The sequence below is a fragment of the Spiroplasma sp. AdecLV25b genome (genome assembly GCF_030913225.1).
Taxonomy (GTDB): domain Bacteria; phylum Bacillota_I; class Bacilli_A; order Mycoplasmatales; family VBWQ01; genus Spiroplasma_E.
Window position 1 is genome coordinate 1 of the sequence record NZ_JAQYTS010000001.1, and the last position, 20,360, is coordinate 20,360.

Consider the following 20,360-nt stretch of genomic DNA (forward strand, 5'->3'; position numbering starts at 1 on the left):
AGATATAGAAAAATTACGAGAATATTTAAAAAACATGCCTAGTATTCCTACTTCTGATAGTGATTTTACTCCTAGTGCTCCTAATTTTTCTTTAGTTAATGATTCTATTCCTAGTGTTTCTCGTCCTTACTTATTTGATAAGGAGGGGTATATGGCTCATTTTTTATTACTTTTTTAAATTTACACACAATCTTAGACTTAACCTAATTTGTTTGTTTAATTTTCTGTCAAATGATTTTGAATTAGATTTTAATCTTTAGTTTTTAATATTAGAATGTATAGTATTATGATACCTTCTAGGGTATTATTTTAATCTTAGGTTGAAACATAATCATAAGATAATTTAGGAAATATGAATTAGTTTGAACAAAAGAAAAACTAAAAACATGTCAACAAACATTTTAAATCACTTACTAAAAGTAAGTAAAAACTTATTGTTGATAGACAATAAACGAAAATATTTATATAATATCTTCATAAACTAAATATAAGTTTACTACCTAATTGCTTTAATTTTAAGTAAATAGGTTTTTATTTTGAAAGGAACAAATATAAAATGAAATTGAAAGATATTAATAAAGAAATAGAAACAATTTCTAAAGAAATATATCAACTAACAGAACAATTAAACACTATTAAGAATAATAAAAACTTCAACTTGTGAAATACGATTATTCCTATTATTAAAACTAATATTTTAGGAGGCATCTGTACCTTTTTATATGTAACTACTACAGGATATAATATAAATTATATGCTTTTTATTTCCTATGACAGTTGTATCAATTCATTCCCTGATTACTATGACTTAAAATCAAATGCTGTTTTTAAAGAAACATTTAATACTTTTATGACTGGTGTTACATTTTCTGTTCCTTTAACGTTCGGTGTTGCTAGTTATAATTTTTATAAAACTTATAAAAGTTTAATTAGGAATGAAGAATTTTTTAAAGAAAGCGTAGCAAAAATTTCAAAAGAAATAAATATACGAACAGAAAAAGTTAAAACCTTAAACGATAAACTCGAAAAACTATTAGTTGAGCAAAAAGAACAAGCAACAATCACAGTTGAATCTACTGAAAACACAAACTCTTCCTTTGATTTAATAACTAAATTGAAAATTGAAGAACAACAAAAAAAAGATAACCATAGAAAAGAATTAAAAAAAGCTAAGATAACTACTAAGTTGTAATAATTATAACCTCAGATTTTATCAAAAAAAATGAGCAACTGCTCATTTTTTGCCACTAATTATAATCTTTAAAACGATAAATTATTAGGTGTTCTTGGAAAGGGAATTACATCTCTAATATTACTAATTCCAGTTATGAACATTAGTAAACGTTCTAGTCCTAAACCAAAACCAGCACTAGGAGCATAACCATACTTACGTAAATCAAAATATCATTGCAAATCATCACCTGCTATTTTAAATTGTTTCTTATTACTTAATAACTGTTCATAATTGTCTTCACGAACTGAACCACCAATTAACTCACCAATTCCAGGTACTAATAAATCCATAGCAGCTACTGTTTTTTGTTCAGGATGGTTAATATCCATAGCATTTAATTTCATATAAAATGCTTTAATGGATTGTGGATAATTAATAACAAATGTTGGTTGTTTGGTAATTTCTTCACATAAATATCTTTCATGTTCAGATTGTAAATCAATTCCTCATTTAATATCTTTAAACTCAAATTCTTTCCCTGATGTTTGAGCATTAATTAATAAGTCAATGACTTCACTATAAGTAATAACTTTAAAGTCAGATTTTGCACCAGCAACAACTTTTAATTTTTCAATTAATATTTGTCCCTTAGTTACTTGTTTCTGTTCTAATCAAGTTAGTTCTGGTAAACAATTATCTAGCACATCGTTAATCACACTTTTAATTAATTGTTGGGCTAATTTAATATTATCTTGTAAATTGGCAAATGTAAATTCTGGTTCAATCATTCAAAATTCAGCAGCATGACGAGAAGTATTAGAATTCTCAGCACGGAAAGTAGGACCAAAAGTATATACTTTTTGTAATGATTGGGCATAAGCTTCTGCATTTAACTGACCACTAACAGTTAATGACGCTTTTTGACCAAAAAAATCATCTTGATACTTGTTATTAGTAATTGTTGTTACGATAAAGTTTTCACCTGCTCCTTCAGCATCATTGGCTGTAATAATGGGACTGTGTAAATAGACAAAGTTTTGTTCATGGAAAAATTTATGAATAGCTCATGATACTTGGTCACGAATTTTAAACACTGCTAAAAAGGTATTAGTACGACCACGGAGATGGGCATTATCACGTAAAAATTCATTAGTGTGTTCTTTTTTTTGAATAGGATAATTAGTATCAGCAACATTATAAATAATAATATTAGTTATTTGTAATTCAAAGGGTTGACTTTTGCCTGGTGTTAATAATAAGTTACCACTAACACTAACAGCACTTCCAGTAGTAAGATTCGTACATGCTTTTCAATTTTCAATTTTCATATTATAAACTGCTTGTAAGTTATTAACAGAAGAACCATCATTTATATCTAAAAATCCAACATTTTTACCATTCCGATTAGAGCGTATTCACCCATTAATAGTTATTTGTTCTGGTAATTTTGTTTTTGATTTTTCATTAGTATTAATAAATAAATTATTAATGGTATAAATCATTGTGCTTCCTCCTTATAATTTTAGATAGTAAAATAATTATATATTAACTATTAAGAATAGTATATTAACTATCCTAATTATTTTTAATAAATGGGGAATTTAATAACACTAAAAGTAATTTGTAAAATTACTTTTCGTTTTTTAACAACAAGTTAATGTTATAATTTAGTTAACAATTAAAGGAGGTACATATTTTATGCATAAATTTTTAGAAATAATTAAAAAAGATGGCATGGAAGGAGTTAGTGAACCTTGGTGCGATAATGAAGGTGTAGCTATATTACCATTTGTGTTCCAACATAATCAATATTGATTTTTATTAATTAATGAAAAAAATCCTTTATTTGAAAATAAATTAGAAACAAAATACGGAACTTTAACTGGTGGTTGTAAAAAACAACAAACAGTTTTAAAAACAGTTATGGATGAACTAGTAGAAGAAACAGGTATTGATATTACATCACTTCATAAAGAAAACATTTATGCTGTTGGTAACTACTATGCTAATAAAACCTCTATAAAATTATGACATCTATATGCCATTGACATTTCTAGTTTAAACTTGGATTTAAAAGAAACTTATCTTGGTCTTGGTGACAATACTGATTATGAGCGCGGTATTAGTGGTAGTTTTGTTAATGAAAAAGAATTTGCTACCGTTAATGATACACTTGCACTAGCAATTTATGCCAAATTATGTTTAAATAAAATAATAATCCATCCACAAATTATGTAAAGGTAATAACTAAATGTTTAAAAATAAAAAAACAATAGTAAAACAAAAAGTAAAGAGTATTCAACAATTTTTATTAACTATTCCTCGTGATTTAAAAGCTATTCCTTTTTCGGCGCAAGTAGCCATTATTTGCTTAGGAATATTTATGGTTTGAAATACATTCTTTGATTTTAACCATTTTTTTAACCCTAAACAGTTTCCATCAATTTGGAAAATTATTAATAATAAACAAGCAGCAGTTTGAAAACAAGTATTACTAACGCTAAATGGAATGGCCGCCTTTACTAATATAATTTGTGTCATTTTAGTCGCATTAGGGAAAATATCTAACTATTTTTGAGGATTTATTGCTGTAACTGTATATGGGTTATTTGCTTTAGCATGAGATTACGTTGGCGATATGCAATTAAATTTATTTTTCTTTTTACCATTCCAATTTATTGGTTATAATTTATGAAAATTTAACTTAGATTCCCAGCAAGACATTATTTCAAAACGTCTTAATTTAAGAACAAGTATGGTAACAATTTATTTTTCCGTTATCTTAACTGTTTTCTTTTATTTTGAAATTCCTGAGTTTTCTCGTGTTGTATTGGGAACTTACGATTTTGAAGGAAAAAGCTGAACCAAATTATTACCACATGTTCTTGATTCTTTAACTAATGGTTTGAGTATTGTTGCCCAAATTTTAATGTTAATACGTTTTCGTGAACAATGAATTTTTTGAATTATTGTTAATATACTACAAATAACAATGTATTCTGGAATTGCTCATAGTACTATAGATATTAATGTATTAATTATGTGAATAGTAGCACTTGGTAACTCATGTTTTGGATGCTACCAATGATACTTTGTTCGTAGTCGTGAGAAATTAGAAACAAAAACTAAAAAGGCATTAAAATATGAAACATCAAAATAATTTGGAAAGGATAATATAAAGTTAATGAATAATAATTCTTATTTTTTAAATGATCTAAAAGATACCAAACAATTAGCTACAATAATTGCTAATATTGCCCAACCCAATTTAATCTTATTATTAAACGGAACACTTGGTAGTGGAAAAACGCAATTAACAAAACTAATTAGTGAAATTCTTGGCGTTAGCGATGTTATTACTTCGCCAACCTTCATTATTTGAAATCAATATACAACTAAACATAAATGAAACTTAATTCATATGGATGCTTATCGTTTAAATAATGTGACCCAACTTGATGAATACTATGAAATCATGGCTAATAATTTTATGATTATTGAATGACCTGATAAACTACCTATTAATTGACAACACCATATGCATATAGAAATTAATTTTACAATTACTAGCGCAACAAAAAGAATGATAACTGTTAATACTAATTTACTGACAAATAAAGATAAAAAACAACTAGAATATGACTTAAATTGCTTATTTACTATTAAAAATAGTACTATGTTATAATCTTTTTAGTTTTGAATTTTATTCAAACTAATTTAATATTAAGGGAATACCTCTAAGCGTTTATATAATGCTAGAGGTTTTTTATGTTCAAAAACGAAAAGGAGGAAAAATAATGAATGACATAGAAGAATCATTATTAGATACTAATAATGCAACTAGTTGTTTATCAACTAGTACTGTAAGAAAGCATCTTTCTAATACAATAAGAAAGTTATCATATGTAACATATACTGTTGGTACAGGACTTATAGTTTATGGCGTAGGTTTTTACATTTATGGGTTAATTGAAAACAAAGATGATGAAAATAAGAAAACTTTTGATGATTCTAGTTTAAAAGTATTTCTATCTGGAGCTGCAACAATTGTTATAGGTAAAGTATTAGAAGTCTCTGCTAAATTTTGTGATAATAGTAATAGTATTGAAAATAGATTGGATCAACCACTACCAAATGAAGATGCAACATCAGAAAACTCGTTTGAAATTATTGAAAACAACGAAATTCTATCACCATTTAGACATACAAGTAGAAATGATTCACCTCCACCATATGAATCACTAAACTTTCCAGATGAATTAATAAGGGCAATAATTATTCAAAGTGAACTATCAACACGTGAAGAAAACTCGTATGAAATTACTAAAAACAATGAAAGAAATACAAATAGAAATGAAACACCTCCACCAACATATAATGAGGCTATTAAAAATAATAGTAATAATGAAAGCAATTTTCCTGACATTATTATACATTCAGCAACTACAGAAGCATATACACAATCTCTCTAATCAAACTCTAAACAACAATTAATCATAAACTAAAAGTAGATACATAAATTGCATCTACTTTTTAATATATCTCTTACTATCAATTATAATGGAAAAAATTATTCATAATACTATTAATAGTATCTTGACTAATTAAACCATACAACTTATACTGTTCTAAAACAGTTCACGTATAATTATTATAATCAACGGCATAATAATTATTTAATAAGTATAATAATACAGCAAATAAAAGTACAGCACCCAATGCTACAGGACTAAAAGCATAAAATACTGTCATCTTACGATTATGATAACCAACAATGGAAGCAAATAATCACCCTAAAGCAAATGCCATCATTCAATATAATAATGTTACTACTTGTTGGTCAAAGAAAAATCAGAAGAATAGCATTAAAACAACAGTTATTGCAAAACGACTCATAATTGGTGTTTTAAATAATTTATAATTTCAAATGAAAGGTAGCATGGCTCCTAATGAAATTCAAACAAACACTCAAAATCCAGACATTATGTTATATTGATCAACAACACTTTGTAAAATCCCTGTCACGACCATAGCACCAAATCAAATAATAATTGATTTTCATCATCCGTAAAATCCTTCAACAAATCTTCCGATTCGGTAAAACATTAACAATGAGAAAATCAAATTAATAGGAACACCACCATTATCATTACCAGCAAATGGATAAATTAACCACCTTCAATATTCATGAGCACCAAAAATTAAATTATGATAATTAGCACCAAAAATTAATGCTTGTAAATTAAAGTTAATACTCAATCAAGCATCTTTACTAAAATTAATAATTATTAAAAAAGCAAAGTAAGTAACAATCGGAATAATAAATAAAAATCATGTTGCAGCTAAATTAGCATTAGTACATTTCTTTAAAGTATCACTTAAATAACGACGATTTTGAAAATTTACTTTTTTTCATTTTTCACTTAAATTAGAACCGCTACCATCAGTATTTTTATTATCATCGCTATCTTCATCATCACTACTATTATTTTCATTATTACTAATTTCTGATAAATCAACTTTAACTGATTTAGTAACACTTGGATAAAATTTAGCAATTTCATCTACTATTTTATCAGGAGTAGCAATAATTACATCAACAGCAGATGATGAACGATTTTCATTTTCATTATTATCATTTAAAATAATCATTAAAAAGCGAATTTCTTTAATACCATCTTTTTCTAATTGTTTATGTAATACTTCATAAACTTCATCTTTAATTTTAAAATGTTGGGCATTAAAATTATCTTCTTTAATAATTTTAATAATATGGTAAGTATTACTTTCTTTATTTGTTAAATAAACTTCACCTTTAATGTAGGGTTTTAATTCCTTAGGAACATTAAATGGAATATATCCTTGCTGACTAATGAAATAATCAACTAATTGTAGGCCTAGATTGTCTAAAATTTTCTCATCCATTATTTAACACTTTCCTTTCGTAGTAATTGTAATTTATTTTCAAAAAAATCGGGTAACTTACAATCAAAAGTCATTTCTTGTTTGGTAGTTGGATGAATGAAAGAAATCGCTTTGGCATGTAAGTATTGTCCAATATTAGCATTTTCCACTTTAAATTTACTATATAAAGGATCATTAACAATGGGGTGACTAATTCATTCAAAGTGGACACGAATTTGGTGTGTTCTTCCTGTTTCTAACTGACATTGCACTAAAGTATAGTTTTTAAATCTTTCAAGCACTTCAAAATGGGTTGTTGCATCTTTACTATTTTGTTCATTAACCATCATTTTTAAACGATTACTAGTACTTCTAGCAATTGGCGCTTTAATAGTTCCTGTTCTACCTTTAATTGTACCATGAACTAAGGCAATATAAATTCGTTTAATTTCATGATTTTTCAATTGCTGTGCTAATCGATTATGACTAATATTATTTTTGGCAACGATTAACAAACCTGTTGTTTGTTTATCAATCCTATGAACTATTCCTGGTCGTAAATTATTATCATTCACATCAATCTTTGCTTGAAATAAAAGTCCATTGACTAACGTATTATCTCAGTTACCAGCCCCAGGATGGACAACTAAGTTATTTGGTTTGTTAACAACAATAACGTCATCATCTTCATAAACAATTTCAAAGGCAATTTCTGTTGCTTGTAAACTACTAGGTGTTGCTGTTTTAATGGTAATAGTAATTTCATCATTAAGTTTTAATAATGTTTTAGTGCCAAGCACAATCTTATCGTTAATCGTCACTTGTTCATTAGCAATTAAGGTTTGAACAAAACTTCGTGAATAATGGTATTGTTCTAAAGCAGAAGTTAGATACTTGTCAAGTCTGATACTTGATGTTTCGTGATATGTTATTTTTATCACTTGCATGTCCTTGGTTGGTGATGGTTGTGAATCCGTAGTTAGTGATGTCATTGCTTTGTTCTCCATTTTTTTCTTGATAGTAGTGAATTATTGGTTCAATAATTAGTTGTAAAATAATAATGATAATGCCGATAGTAATAAACGTGTCAGCAGTATTAAAAATAGTATAGGGAGGAAATAGTTGTCATAATAAAAAATCGACAACACCACCATTATGTAAAAAGCGATCAATTAGATTACCCAAAGTACCAGCAATAATAAAACTTAGGCCTAGTGTTCTAGTTATTGATTTTGCAAATAACAATCAAATTATACCAGTAATACTAATTAAAAAAGCAAACGTTGTTAAAAAAATACGTTGATTCTGAAAGAAACTAAAAGCTGAACCGTAATTAATAATATATTTGAAATTAATAAATCCTGGTAAGAAACTATATTCTTGTCCTTGTTTCAAATCAGTTTGGACTGCAAGTTTAACCATTTGGTCAGTTACTACTAAGGCAATAATAGCAACTAAACAAATGATTTTGGTTAATCACTTTCAATCACGAGTTTTTAATTTATTTTTAATATTTATGCAAGAGAATTCCATAATTACTTCTTTCTAACAATTACTATTATTTAAGAATAACACTTCATAACAACGATTACAAACATCATCTTTAATTTCATCAACAATTAATCAACAACGGGGACATTTAGTACCGACTTTAGCGCTAATAACAATTGTTCATTCTTTAGTAACATCTGCTGGATGGGGGATAAAGTTCACATCACTAACAATTAACAGTTGTGCCATATCTTTAATCGAAATAGTTGTTAAAATACTATTTTTTTCGAGAAATGAAATAGTAACCATCGTTTCTAAAGCACTTTTTACTACTTTATCTTTTTTAGCTTCTTCAATCGCCTTATTGACATCGTTTTTAAAGGCAATAAAGTATTCTCATTTATCAATGATTCGTGGTTTTAGTTTTCATTCTCAACTCGTAGGAAACGGTTGACTATGCAATGATTGATTAGTAGTTGCTAGTTCTAAATTAAATAATGAATGAAAACTTTCTTCGGTTGTGTGTGGGAGAATGGGAGCTAAGAGTCCCATTAATATTTTTACTAGCAAAAACATTGTCGTTTGAACTTGTTTTCTTCTAATATCATTTTTATGGTTAACATATAAAATATCTTTCGTAAAATCACAATAGAAAGCAGATAAATCATTAGTAATGAAATTCAAAATTAATTGATAAATCGTATTAAATTCATAGTTTTGATAGTAACCATCAATTTTATTAACTAAAACATTTAATTTATTTAAAATGAATTGATCAACTTCACTAAGATTAACAATAAGTTCTTCAGGAATAGTATTATTAATTTTTTTAATATCTAAATCAAAACAGTTACCTAATAAGAACCGGAAAATATTTCTAATCTTACGATAGTTTTCACTAACTTGTTTTAAAATTTCTGTTCCAATTCGGGTATCATCTTGAAAGTCAACACTAGCTACTCATAACCGTAAAATGTCAGCACCATTAGTTTCACAAATTGTTTTAACACTAATAACATTACCGATTGATTTAGACATTTTATTACCTTTAGCATCGGTAACAAAACCGTGAGCTAATAAGTTTTTGTAAGGACTGTGACCATGAGTAATAACACCTGTAATTAAACTAGAATTGAATCAACCACGAAATTGGTCGTTTCCTTCCAAGTATAAATCAACTGGTCATGGTAATTTATGATTTTTAATAACAGCTAAATGAGAAACTCCACTATCATATCAGACGTCCATAATATCTTGTTCTTTATAAAAAATACCATTGGGACTGTCTTTATGTTTATAGTTAGGTGGTAATAAGTCTTTAACATCTTTTTCAAATCAAATATTTGAACCACTTGTTGCAAACAATGTTGCCACATGATTAATTAATTTACAATCCATAATTGGTTGCTTATTTTCACTATAGAAAATCGGAATTGGTAAACCCCAAGCACGTTGACGGGAGATACATCAATCAAAACGATTATTAGTCATTAAGAGCATCCGTTTTTTAGCCCATTCTGGTAAGAAATTAACACTATTAATATTTTTGGTAAGTAATGGCTTAATTTTTTCAATCGCAATAAATCATTGTAAAGTAGCACGATAAATAACTGGTTTTTTCGTTCTTCAGTCATGGGGATATTGATGTTTATATCATTTCATACCGATTAATGAACCATTATCTTTCAATCTTGTAACGACAATTTTATTAGCATCATCATAAAAGTTACCCTCAATTTCAGGGTCATTAATTTCACTAGTAAAGTATCCTTGGTCATTAATCGGGCATAGGATTTTAACATTATATTTTTTTGCTAAATCAAAATCTTCCTCACCAAAACTAGGAGCAATATGAACAACTCCGGTTCCATCACTTGTCGTTACATGTGGTCCATGAACAATTGGGGTTTTACGACCATATAATGGATGTGATGCTGTTAAACCAACTAACTGGCTACCAGTAATGGTTTTGACAATTTCAAAGTCAGTAATATTATTAGTTGTGATAAAACTTGTTATTAAATCTTGAGCAACAATAAATTGATGGTTATTAAACTTTAAAATTGTATATGTAACTTCTTCATTAACTGCTAACATTTGATTAACCGGAATAGTTCATGGGGTTGTGGTTCAAATTACTAGTGATGTAGGTAAAACAAATTGTTTTTTATCATCATTTAATAAAAAAGCAACATAGATAGCAGCACTAGTTTTTGTTAAATATTCAATTTCAGCTTCTGCTAAGGCACTTTCACTAGAAGGTGATCAATATACTGGGTATAAATTACGGTAAACTAAATTCTTTTCCACCATGGTCGCAAAAACTTTAATTTGCTCAGCTTCATAATTTTTATCATAAGTTACATAATAGTCTTGAAAATCAGTTAGTAAACCTAATGTTTTAAATTGACTAATTTGATTAGCAACTTGGATTTGTGCATAGTTTTGACATTGTTTTCGAAAATTACTAACAGTAGTAGTTTTACGGTTAATTCCAGAATTAGTAACTGCTGTTTCAATCGGTAATCCATGGGTATCCCAACCAGGAATGTAGGGAGCATAATAATTATTACTATTGTAATAACGAATAATTATATCTTTTAAGATTTTATTTAAAGCATGACCTAAGTGTAAATCACCATTAGCATAGGGTGGTCCATCATGTAAAATAAAAGTTTTACCAGAATTTTTATTCTTAGTAACTAGATTTTGATAAATGTTTTGTTCTTGTCAAAATTTTTGAAATAGTGGTTCTTTTTCTATTAAGTTAGCACGCATTTCAAAGTTGGTCTGGGGCATTAACAAGGTATCTTTATAATTTTTAGTCATTTATTATTCTCCTTTGAAATAACTAGTTATTATTTAGTGTCAACATTTAAGGTTGTTGATTAGTATTAAATAAATTATTTATAATGCTAATTATACTAATAATTTATTGTAGTTAGTATAATATTTACTTAATAATTTAATAATTTCTATTATGGCATCGGAATGGTTTGAAATATACTAAAACCATTTATAAATTTTTTAGTTTAACAATTAATGCAATTAACTCCATACTGTATTAATCAAAAATATAGAAACTAAATATTATCTTTGATATACTTTTTAGGTGATAAAGAAATTAGTTTTAAATTATAATAGGAATGAGTTGTTTTTATGGGAATTTTGTTTAAAAACAAAAAATTTTATTGAAATTTTGGTACAACTTCTTTTAGAAATAAACAATTGAAAGAAAATAATATTATTATTTTAAAAGAATTAAACTCATTTTGAAATAAATCATTATTTAGAAAATGGGATAATTCTGCTCAAGAACAATTTTACAAAATATTAATGGAGAAAGGAATTACTAAAGGAACAGCAAAAAATTAGATATGTTGATATTTGTCCTATAAATGCTTTAATTTCTTTACTACTGAAAAATGAAAAAATTTCATTTGATTTTGCAAAATATTTTTTACCTTTAATTACTACTAGTGAGAAGTATGACTTAATTAGTAAACTGAAAAAAATAAATTTGTCAGAAGAGTATATAAATGAAAAATTATCTGAATTAATTTTTTTAGAAGATAATTATAAAAAAATTGCTAAATATTTTGTTTCTGAAAAATGAAAAAATGTTAATCTTTTTTCAGAAGTTGTTATAGACAGAAAATCATCTACAGCCAGTTCCCAGTTTTATTTAGATTTGTATGAATCATTAATAGAATTTTATAAAACAGGTTCAACTAATGACATTAATAAAGTTTTTTTAAAGCATCAAGAATTAATTCAGTTAAAAAATGAAAAAAATTATTATATATATAAAAAGAAAAATAAATTTGGATTATCTTTCTAAAATTTCATGAGACGAATTTGATAATTATTTTATAAAAACACTACATTGTTTAAGAATAAAAAGTACTTTAGAAGATTATTTTGATTTAAATTGTTGACATCTAAGAATGACTGATATATTTAGTTTTGACTTAAAATTAATTTCTTTAGTGTCTAACGTAGAAAAAGTTTTTAGAATTATTGAGCCTCAATTTAATTTATTAAATGATTCTGAAAATTTAGAAAAAATGGTAGATATTATTAAAATTAATAATTGTTTTAAAAATATAAATAATAAAATTTTACAGTATTATAATATTAATGAATCTGGTTCAAATTCATTAAAAAAATTTGCTCAAATCATTAATGTTGAAAAAGAACAAAAATTTTTGAAATTTATTAATGAGAAATTTACAGATGAATTTTTAATTAATGTTATGACATTATTTGAAAATAGAAAAAATGATAGTAAAATATGAAAATATATTAGTGATGAAGCGACTATTCCAGCAATATATGAATATATTATTACAATAGTATGATGAAAAATATTAAAAAAAGAAGTTAATATATATGATTTACTTAAGAATAAAATAGACGCTGATTTTTTGCCTATTCATCATACAACAGGATTAAAGGCTGATATATTTTTTGAAATTGAAGGATTATATGATATACCTAAACATACATTATTAATTGAAGTAACACTCAGTGAAAACAAAGGTCAAAGAAAAATGGAATTAGAACCTGTTCATAGGCATACATTAGATCAAGTTATTAAAAATATTGATTTAAATAAAACAGTCCTTACTTATTTTATTTCACCTAATGTTGATACAATAATTTCTCAAATGTTTAGAAATTATTCAAAATTCCCAATAATTATTAAGGATAAATTGATAGAAGGAGTTAATATTATGTCGCTTACAAATCAGTTACTAATTAAAATATTACAAAAAAATATAAATTATAAATTTTTATACGATTTAACAATTAATACTATAAACAGTTCATATAATCAAAAAGACTGATTTAAAAAGTTTGAAAATAATATTTTTAGTTACAATGAAAAAAATATATAATCGCAGATACATGGGAGGAAAAAATAAAATAATTCCTCATATTATTAATATTATTAATATTATTAATAATTTAGATATTAATTTTTTAAGTTTTTATGAACCTTTTGGCGGAACAGGGGTAGTATCATATGAATTGGCTAAAAATTTTCAATTAAACTGTATACATTAATGATTTTTTGTTTTCAAATTTTACTATATATAATGCAGTTTTTAAATATAAAGAATGTGATTATAATAAACTAAAAAAATAATAGAAATTTTTAATTCAAATGATTATTTTGATAATTATTTTGTAACTAATTTTGGAAATAAGTTTTTTTCTAATAAAAATGCTAATAAAATAGGTGGAATTAGACAAAAAATTCAAGAACTTTATAAAGAAAAAGAAATTAACTACTATGAATTTTGTTCTTTGATAACTTCACTTATATATTCTATGGACAGAATCGCTAACACAGTAGGTCATTATGACGCTTATATTAGAAATGGAGTGTTAGATAAAAAAATATTTTTGGAGTTAGTTGAACCATTAGTCAATAACTCAGAATTTCTTATTTCAAATGTAGATATTACTTTAGAAGAACAATTACCTTATGCTGACATAGTATATTTAGATCCTCCATACAACTCTAGACAGTATAGTTCTGCTTATCATTTATTAGAGAATATTGCAGAATGAAAGAAAAAAAATGTAGTGGGAGTTGCTAGTAAAGTTAATTTAAAAAGGAAAAATAGTAAATTTTCTTTAAGTACAGCTAGAAATGAATTTGAAAAATTAATACTTAAAATTAATGCTAAATATGTAATTGTTTCGTATAATGATACATATAAAGAACAAAGAACTCGCTCTTCAGCAATTATGAGCAGTTCTGAAATTATCAATATTCTTAATAAACGAGGAAATGTTAAGCACTATGATATTAAAACTAATGCATTTAATACTGGTACAACATTAGATAAAAAAATAAATGAAAAACTATTTGTATGTGAGGTAAAAAATAATGAAAATTAAATCTCCATTAAACTATACAGGAGGTAAGTTTGCAATAATTGATGAAATTAAAAACTTTTTTCCTAAAGAAATTAATACTTTTTATGATGTATTTTGTGGAGGTGGAAATGTTTTGATAAATGTAAACGCTAAAAAATATGTAGGCATTGATAATAATTCCAAATTAATTGATTTATTAAATTTTTTAACAACTAAAACAAAAAATGATATTAATAAAATGATTACAGATATAGTAGAAGAGTATAATTTAACTAAATCATGAGAAAAAGGCTATTTGTATTATGGTGTTAATTCAAGTAAGGGACTTTCACTTATAAATTCATATAATTTCATAAGGTTACGAAATGATTATAATTTCTCTCAAAGTATAATAAAATTGTTAGTACTATTATTTTATTCTTTTAATAATCTTTTTAGGTTTAACTCTAAAGGGCAATATAATGTTCCTGTAGGAAAACGAGATTATAATAAAAATATTCAAAAGAATTTATATTTATTTATAGAAAGAATGTATCAAATAAAACCAACTTTTGTTAACTTAAATTTTATAAATTTAAAACAACTAAGTATTAAAAAAATGATTTTGTGTACTTTGCCACCATATTTAATTACTGAAGCTGAATATAATTTAATATGAACACAAGAACATGATAATGAATTAATGAAATTATGTAATTTTTTAAATAAAAAAAATATAAAATTTGCAATGTCAAATGTTATAAAACATCATGAAAAAACAAATATTAAATTAATGGATTGAGTTAAAAAAAATAATTATAATATGCACATAATTAACAAAAATTATAGTAATTCTTGTTATAATAAAAAAAATAAAAATTCTGAAAGTATTGAAGTTTTAATAACAAATTATTAAAATATAGTATAGTATACCGTAATATAACATTTATATGTATTTAAACATAAAGTAGGTTTATCCCTTTTGTATTTCATTCGTGCGCTGACAATAACAATATAATTGAAAACTTAAACTAAATGAATAATTTTTAAGATACAAGAGATTAAAATTAATAATCCAATTTTATAAGATGCCATCCAATATTTTACTGGGTACGTTAAAAACTAATACTAATCTTAATATTAACAAAACCATTCTAAATAAAACTACCACCAACTTAGCATATCAATGCTTTCATGGTTATAAAACTCATGATGAAGACTTATGAGATGAAATTGACCAAACATTAACTATTCATGTTGCTAACTTATTTGAACAAAATAAACAAACTGCTAGTGAAACACTACTGTCGTTTGCTTAAAAACATTAAGTGAATTTGTCATTAACAAAGTCCAACAACGATTAATTAAAAACCAAATTCAAGTCTTAACGCAATAAAAAGGAGAGAAACACAATGGTAAATATAATCCCAGTTCCCATATGAACAACACCCTACAAAAAGCAGTAGATTACTTTATTCTATCACTGATTTATTTGGATTTTCTGATAATATTATTGTTATTGGTGTTAGTGGTAATGAGGATAGTCTTAGTGATATTGAAATTGAAGTTCCTGTTTTATTCATTGGTGACTATTTTAAAAATAAAGTTTAAAAGAATTTGCATGAATGGGCTTTAATTATACAGTTGGAATAGAATTTATTGATAATTTTGCTTTATTTGCCAATATTTGTTGCTGAAATTTGTGCGTGAGCATTTGCTAAAATGACTAAAATTCACAACTCTGATAATAATGAGTTCAGTCTATACTTTAAAAAACGTAAATATCTAATTAAAAATATTTACGTTTTTTAAATTCAATTTTGTATGCTTCGAAACTAATTTATGAACAAATAAAATAATCAAATTTAACCTTGGTTTTCTACTTGTAAAATTATTACTTTGTAAGATTCTTTAATGCCTTTAACATCAACAGTTTCTCCTATTGTAGCATTCATAATTGAAATTGCTAAAGGACATTCATTAGAAATTCATCCTTCAAACGGGTTACTTTCAATACTTCCAACAATTTTAAACTTTTGTTGAGTTCCATCAACGGGTTTACCATCTTTACTTTTAGCAATAGTTACTCAACTACCAACACGAACAGCTTTTACGTTAGTGTTTTTACGATTTTGTTGTTCTTCAAGAATAACAGCATTATTAATAATAGCTTCTAATTCTTGGATTCTTGCTTCATTTTTAGCTTGTTCTTCACGAGCACTAGTATAATCAGCATTTTCAGATAAGTCACCATCGGCTCTGGCTGCTTTTAAACGTTCCTTAATTGATTCACGCTCTACTTCGACAATCTTTTTTAGTTCGGCTTTAATTTTTTCTAATCCTTGTTCAGTAACAATGACTTGTTTATTTTTGTTTATTTCACTCATAAAAATTCCTCCATTAATTATTAATAAGATAGTATGCTAACAACGTAGTTAATTATATCATAAGGGAATTTGGTTTTAAAAAAAGTATTCATAAAGAATACTTTTTTAAGATAAATTAATTGAATTATTTGATTAATTTTTCTTCAAGTAAAACATTATGAATAGCTTTTTTGACAGCTTCAGAGTCACCATTAATAATAATGAAGGCCATTTTATTAAGGTGTTTAACACCTAATCCAAGTAAACTAAGTACTGATTTAGCGTTACCTTCAACTTCATTACTTAAGTCTTTACCACTAACGAGTTTGCCATTTATGTCAGTTCCTGTAAGTTTACCATTTTCAATAGTAATATTCTTAGTAACATCAGCATTATCATTTAATTTTATAGCTTTTACTGTAGTTTCTTTAAACGCAGCAAGTTTACCAGTAATTTTTGATACTGGTCGTGCATGTAAACCAATCTTTGCTTCGTCAATAATTTGTACAGCATATATAATAGAATTCATTTTTACCTCCAGGTATGTTTAAAAAATAATTGTAATATAATCACAACTTATTTATAACACATTTTTTGTTTTCTTTTGAAAAAAATTTTATTAAAAAATTTTCTTTGATATTTAAAATATTCCTCCTTTAAGAGTAAATAATACTTTCATAGTTAATTATTGAAAAACTTACAATTAAATGTCTTAAATTTTTTAATAATTAATTACGCAATTTATAAAATATTGCGTATAATTTATATAATGTCAAAATTTTAGAACAATGGAGAATGTATAATGTCTGAACAAGAAAAACTAGTTGCTGACCAAAAAATTATTAATATTGCCGTGATTGCTCACGTTGACGTTGGCAAGTCAACATTAGTCGATGCTCTACTAAAACAATCAGGAGTCTTTCGTCAAAACCAAGTTGTTGTTGAACAAGTTATGGATAGTAATGAACAAGAACGAAGACGTGGAATTACTATTTATGCCAAAAACTGTTCTATTATGCACGGTGATGTTAAGATAAATATTGTTGATACACCTGGTCATGCTGACTTTTCATCAGAAGTTGAAAGAATTATGAAAACAGTTGACTGTGTAATTTTGCTAGTTGATAGTGTTGAAGGTCCAATGCCACAAACACGTTTTGTTTTACAAAAAGCCCTCGAACACAATTTGAATCCCATTTTAATGATTAATAAAATTGATAAAAAAGACCAAAGAATTGATGAAGTAAAAGATGAAGTTTTAAACTTATTCATGGAACTAAATGCTAATGATACACAATTGGACTTTCCAACACTGTATGGAATTACAAGACAAGGAATTTGTCAGTATGAGTTAGATAAACCAAGTGATAACTTAGAACCATTATTTGAAACAATTATTAAACATGCTAAAGTTTCTACGCTCATCAAAATTAACAAACCCTTACAAATGCAAATTAGCTCATTAGACTATGATAATTTTATTGGACGGATCGGAATTGGACGTATTTTTCAAGGTACGATTTCTGAAAACCAAGAAATTGTTGTTGTCGATGATTATGATTTAAAACGGAAAGCACGTATTAAATATCTGTTTGTTTACCAAGGTTTAAAACGTATAGCAGTTAAAACTGCCATCGCTGGTGATATTGTATGTGTAGCTGGAATTGAAAATATTACCATTGGTAATACTATTTGTGATAAAGATAATGTTAACCCCATGGATCCGATTACTATTCAAGCACCAACGATGTCAATGAACTTCTTAGTTAATAATTCACCATTCTGTGGTACAGAAGGAAAACTAGTTACAAGTAATAAAATCAAAGAACGTTTAACGCGCGAATTAGAAACTAACGTCGGATTAAAAGTTGAACAACTTGCTGGCAGCAATGCTGATGGTTTTAAAGTCTTTGGTCGTGGTGAATTACATTTATCAGTTTTAATTGAAAACATGCGTCAAGAAGGTTTTGAATTAGGCATTTCAAAACCAGAAGTTGTCTTTAAAAAAGATGAAAAAGGTCACACTACTGAACCAGTTGAAGAAATTACTCTAAACCATCCAACTGAATATAGTAGTACTATTATTGATAATCTAAATCGTCGTAAAGGTATTATGACTAATATGGACTCTGATAATGTTCGTGATAAAATTGTTTTCCATATTCCAACTAGAGGATTAATTGGATTTGGTCGTCAATATATTAACATTACTCGTGGAACTGGTGTAATGGTTCGTAGTTTCCTAGCTTATGAACCATTAAAAGGTGAAATTGGACATAGTCGTAATGGTGTGTTAGTAAGTATGGTGACAGGAATCACTTTACCTTATGCTTTAAATTCTTTAGAAGAACGTGGAACGCTATTTGTAAAACCACAAACTAAAGTGTATGAAGGTATGATTATTGGTTTAAGCAGTCGCGATAAAGATTTAGATGTTAACCCATGTAAAGCAAAACAATTAACTAATACTAGAAGTTCAGGTAATGATGAAGCAGTTCGTTTAACACCACCAATGTTATTTAGCTTAGAAGAAGCTTTAGAATTTGTTGATAATGATGAACTTGTAGAAGTAACGCCAGAAAATATTCGTATGCGTAAACGTTTCTTAACCGAAAATGAACGTAAACAAAATAGAAATCGTAAGTAATAACTTACGATTTCTTAATCTAATTATTTATTTTCTATTCTGTGCGTTTATAACGAGGATTTATTTAAAATACTATATTATTAGCATTTAATTAATAAGTTAAAAGTTCCTTGTGCTTCACTTGAAGTAATTGATAAATAAACATATTCTGCTATTAGTGTTTGTGATAAGTCAACATCAGCACCTGTTTGAAAACTATTATTAATTTCAACTGCTGTTACTAATTTATTAACATGAATATTTTTTAAGTCTAAATTAGTAACTTTAATAACATAGAATAAGATATCATTATGATATTGATCATTGTTAGTAAACATATCTTTAATTTGGTGACCATAATATGCAAATCCTAAATCAGGTAGTTTGATGTCTGAATTAAACTGATGGTCTGTATGATCTAACTCTGATTTTTGATAATTAAGGTCAGCTTCTAATCGAAAAGAACCATTATTTAATTGGTATTCATTAAAATTAGTAGTAAATGTATTCATTTCAACCGTTTTGATTTCAGATGTATTTGTTGTATATTTAGCAATAATGTTTACTTTATAATTGCCCTGACCAGCAGCAGTAGTTTGATAAGTTTCGCTTACCACTTGGCCACCACTACTAATAATATCTTTAACAACATGCATTAATACATTATTTTTGGCAGTTAAAGCTGTTGAAGTTAAAGATAAATCAACATTACTTAAGTCTCAAGTTAATACTCCCAATTCTGTTAATTTATTTTTTGTATTTGTTACAAATGATTGCAACAATGTACTAGCAACAGGTTCTGATTGAATTCCTAATGGACTAATTCCACCATATACTTTATCTGTTAATTTTAACATCTTGCTTTAATGTTTGCACATTAGTGTTGACATCATGAGTAGTATTAGCAACAATTCCAATACCTGCTGAA

Annotated in this window: 19 protein-coding genes and 1 pseudogene; 12 read left to right on the plus strand and 8 right to left on the minus strand. The window is 26.4% G+C overall.

Translation table 4 applies throughout. The annotated features are described in order from the left end of the window. The first annotated feature begins 556 nt into the window (after positions 1 to 556). Entirely contained in the window at positions 557 to 1,192 is a 636-nt protein-coding gene (locus RDJ14_RS00005) for a hypothetical protein (RefSeq protein WP_308149314.1), read from the plus strand. A 68-nt stretch (positions 1,193 to 1,260) separates the two neighbouring features. On the opposite strand, the gene asnS is transcribed toward RDJ14_RS00005, so the two are convergent. After that, positions 1,261 to 2,676, minus strand: coding sequence for an asparagine--tRNA ligase (asnS, locus tag RDJ14_RS00010; protein ID WP_308149315.1), 1,416 nt, complete (start codon positions 2,674 to 2,676; stop codon positions 1,261 to 1,263). 196 nt (positions 2,677 to 2,872) lie between these two features. Between asnS and RDJ14_RS00015 the strand changes: the two genes are divergently transcribed. From RDJ14_RS00015 to RDJ14_RS00030, 4 genes are all read left to right on the plus strand, one after another. Beyond that, entirely contained in the window at positions 2,873 to 3,412 is a 540-nt protein-coding gene (locus RDJ14_RS00015) for a hypothetical protein (RefSeq protein WP_308149316.1), read from the plus strand. A 13-nt stretch (positions 3,413 to 3,425) separates the two neighbouring features. Further along, positions 3,426 to 4,334 (plus strand): nicotinamide riboside transporter PnuC, encoded by a 909-nt coding sequence (pnuC, locus tag RDJ14_RS00020; RefSeq protein WP_308149317.1) that lies wholly within the window; start codon positions 3,426 to 3,428, stop codon positions 4,332 to 4,334. Between the two features lie 24 nt (positions 4,335 to 4,358). Continuing rightward, complete coding sequence (tsaE, locus tag RDJ14_RS00025; RefSeq protein WP_308149318.1) at positions 4,359 to 4,859, plus strand: tRNA (adenosine(37)-N6)-threonylcarbamoyltransferase complex ATPase subunit type 1 TsaE; 501 nt, start codon at positions 4,359 to 4,361, stop codon at positions 4,857 to 4,859. Between the two features lie 112 nt (positions 4,860 to 4,971). Continuing rightward, a complete protein-coding gene (locus RDJ14_RS00030; protein WP_308149319.1) occupies positions 4,972 to 5,646 on the plus strand; it encodes a hypothetical protein in 675 nt (224 codons plus the stop codon). A 76-nt stretch (positions 5,647 to 5,722) separates the two neighbouring features. Here the strand turns inward: RDJ14_RS00030 and RDJ14_RS00035 are convergent, their stop codons facing one another. Genes RDJ14_RS00035 through ileS form a run of 4 tightly spaced genes read right to left on the minus strand, consistent with a single transcriptional unit; the run spans position 5,723 to position 11,398 of the window. Then, positions 5,723 to 7,099 carry a hypothetical protein gene (locus tag RDJ14_RS00035; RefSeq protein ID WP_308149320.1) on the minus strand — a complete coding sequence of 459 codons (1,377 nt, stop codon included), beginning with the start codon at positions 7,097 to 7,099 and terminating at the stop codon, positions 5,723 to 5,725. Continuing rightward, positions 7,099 to 8,025, minus strand: a complete 927-nt coding sequence (locus RDJ14_RS00040) for an RluA family pseudouridine synthase (protein ID WP_374047449.1) — start codon at positions 8,023 to 8,025, stop codon at positions 7,099 to 7,101. Before RDJ14_RS00040 ends, RDJ14_RS00035 begins: the two co-directional genes overlap by 1 nt. Beyond that, positions 7,907 to 8,611, minus strand: a complete 705-nt coding sequence (gene lspA, locus RDJ14_RS00045; protein WP_308149322.1) for a signal peptidase II — start codon at positions 8,609 to 8,611, stop codon at positions 7,907 to 7,909. The genes RDJ14_RS00040 and lspA overlap by 119 nt, the downstream gene beginning before the upstream one ends. Positions 8,612 to 8,623: 12 nt before the next feature. Continuing rightward, on the minus strand, positions 8,624 to 11,398 hold the full coding sequence (gene ileS / locus RDJ14_RS00050) for an isoleucine--tRNA ligase (protein ID WP_308149323.1): 2,775 nt from the start codon (positions 11,396 to 11,398) through the stop codon (positions 8,624 to 8,626). A gap of 330 nt (positions 11,399 to 11,728) precedes the next feature. On the opposite strand from ileS, the gene RDJ14_RS00055 reads away from it, so the two are divergent. The 6 genes and pseudogenes from RDJ14_RS00055 (at position 11,729) to RDJ14_RS00080 (ending at position 15,759) form a co-directional block, all read left to right on the plus strand. Then, positions 11,729 to 11,944 (plus strand): hypothetical protein, encoded by a 216-nt coding sequence (locus RDJ14_RS00055; RefSeq protein ID WP_308149324.1) that lies wholly within the window; start codon positions 11,729 to 11,731, stop codon positions 11,942 to 11,944. A gap of 145 nt (positions 11,945 to 12,089) precedes the next feature. Beyond that, positions 12,090 to 12,410 carry a hypothetical protein gene (locus tag RDJ14_RS00060; protein WP_308149325.1) on the plus strand — a complete coding sequence of 107 codons (321 nt, stop codon included), beginning with the start codon at positions 12,090 to 12,092 and terminating at the stop codon, positions 12,408 to 12,410. After that, on the plus strand, positions 12,355 to 13,470 hold the full coding sequence (locus RDJ14_RS00065; protein ID WP_308149326.1) for an AlwI family type II restriction endonuclease: 1,116 nt from the start codon (positions 12,355 to 12,357) through the stop codon (positions 13,468 to 13,470). The genes RDJ14_RS00060 and RDJ14_RS00065 overlap by 56 nt, the downstream gene beginning before the upstream one ends. A gap of 10 nt (positions 13,471 to 13,480) precedes the next feature. Then, a pseudogene (locus RDJ14_RS00070) lies at positions 13,481 to 14,482 on the plus strand (DNA adenine methylase). Then, entirely contained in the window at positions 14,472 to 15,356 is an 885-nt protein-coding gene (locus tag RDJ14_RS00075; RefSeq protein WP_308149327.1) for a Dam family site-specific DNA-(adenine-N6)-methyltransferase, read from the plus strand. Before RDJ14_RS00070 ends, RDJ14_RS00075 begins: the two are co-directional and overlap by 11 nt. 172 nt (positions 15,357 to 15,528) lie before the next feature. Next, a complete protein-coding gene (locus RDJ14_RS00080) occupies positions 15,529 to 15,759 on the plus strand; it encodes a hypothetical protein (RefSeq protein ID WP_308149328.1) in 231 nt (76 codons plus the stop codon). Positions 15,760 to 16,305: 546 nt separating this feature from the next. On the opposite strand, the gene greA is transcribed toward RDJ14_RS00080, so the two are convergent. After that, entirely contained in the window at positions 16,306 to 16,827 is a 522-nt protein-coding gene (greA, locus tag RDJ14_RS00085; RefSeq protein WP_308149329.1) for a transcription elongation factor GreA, read from the minus strand. Positions 16,828 to 16,951: 124 nt separating this feature from the next. Next, positions 16,952 to 17,335: a hypothetical protein gene (locus RDJ14_RS00090; RefSeq protein WP_308149330.1), complete on the minus strand. Its 384-nt coding sequence runs from the start codon at positions 17,333 to 17,335 to the stop codon at positions 16,952 to 16,954. 273 nt (positions 17,336 to 17,608) lie between these two features. Between RDJ14_RS00090 and typA the strand changes: the two genes are divergently transcribed. Beyond that, positions 17,609 to 19,453: a translational GTPase TypA gene (gene typA / locus RDJ14_RS00095; protein ID WP_308149331.1), complete on the plus strand. Its 1,845-nt coding sequence runs from the start codon at positions 17,609 to 17,611 to the stop codon at positions 19,451 to 19,453. A gap of 80 nt (positions 19,454 to 19,533) precedes the next feature. On the opposite strand, the gene RDJ14_RS00100 is transcribed toward typA, so the two are convergent. Continuing rightward, positions 19,534 to 20,289 carry a hypothetical protein gene (locus RDJ14_RS00100; RefSeq protein WP_308149332.1) on the minus strand — a complete coding sequence of 252 codons (756 nt, stop codon included), beginning with the start codon at positions 20,287 to 20,289 and terminating at the stop codon, positions 19,534 to 19,536. Between the last annotated feature and the right edge of the window lie 71 nt (positions 20,290 to 20,360).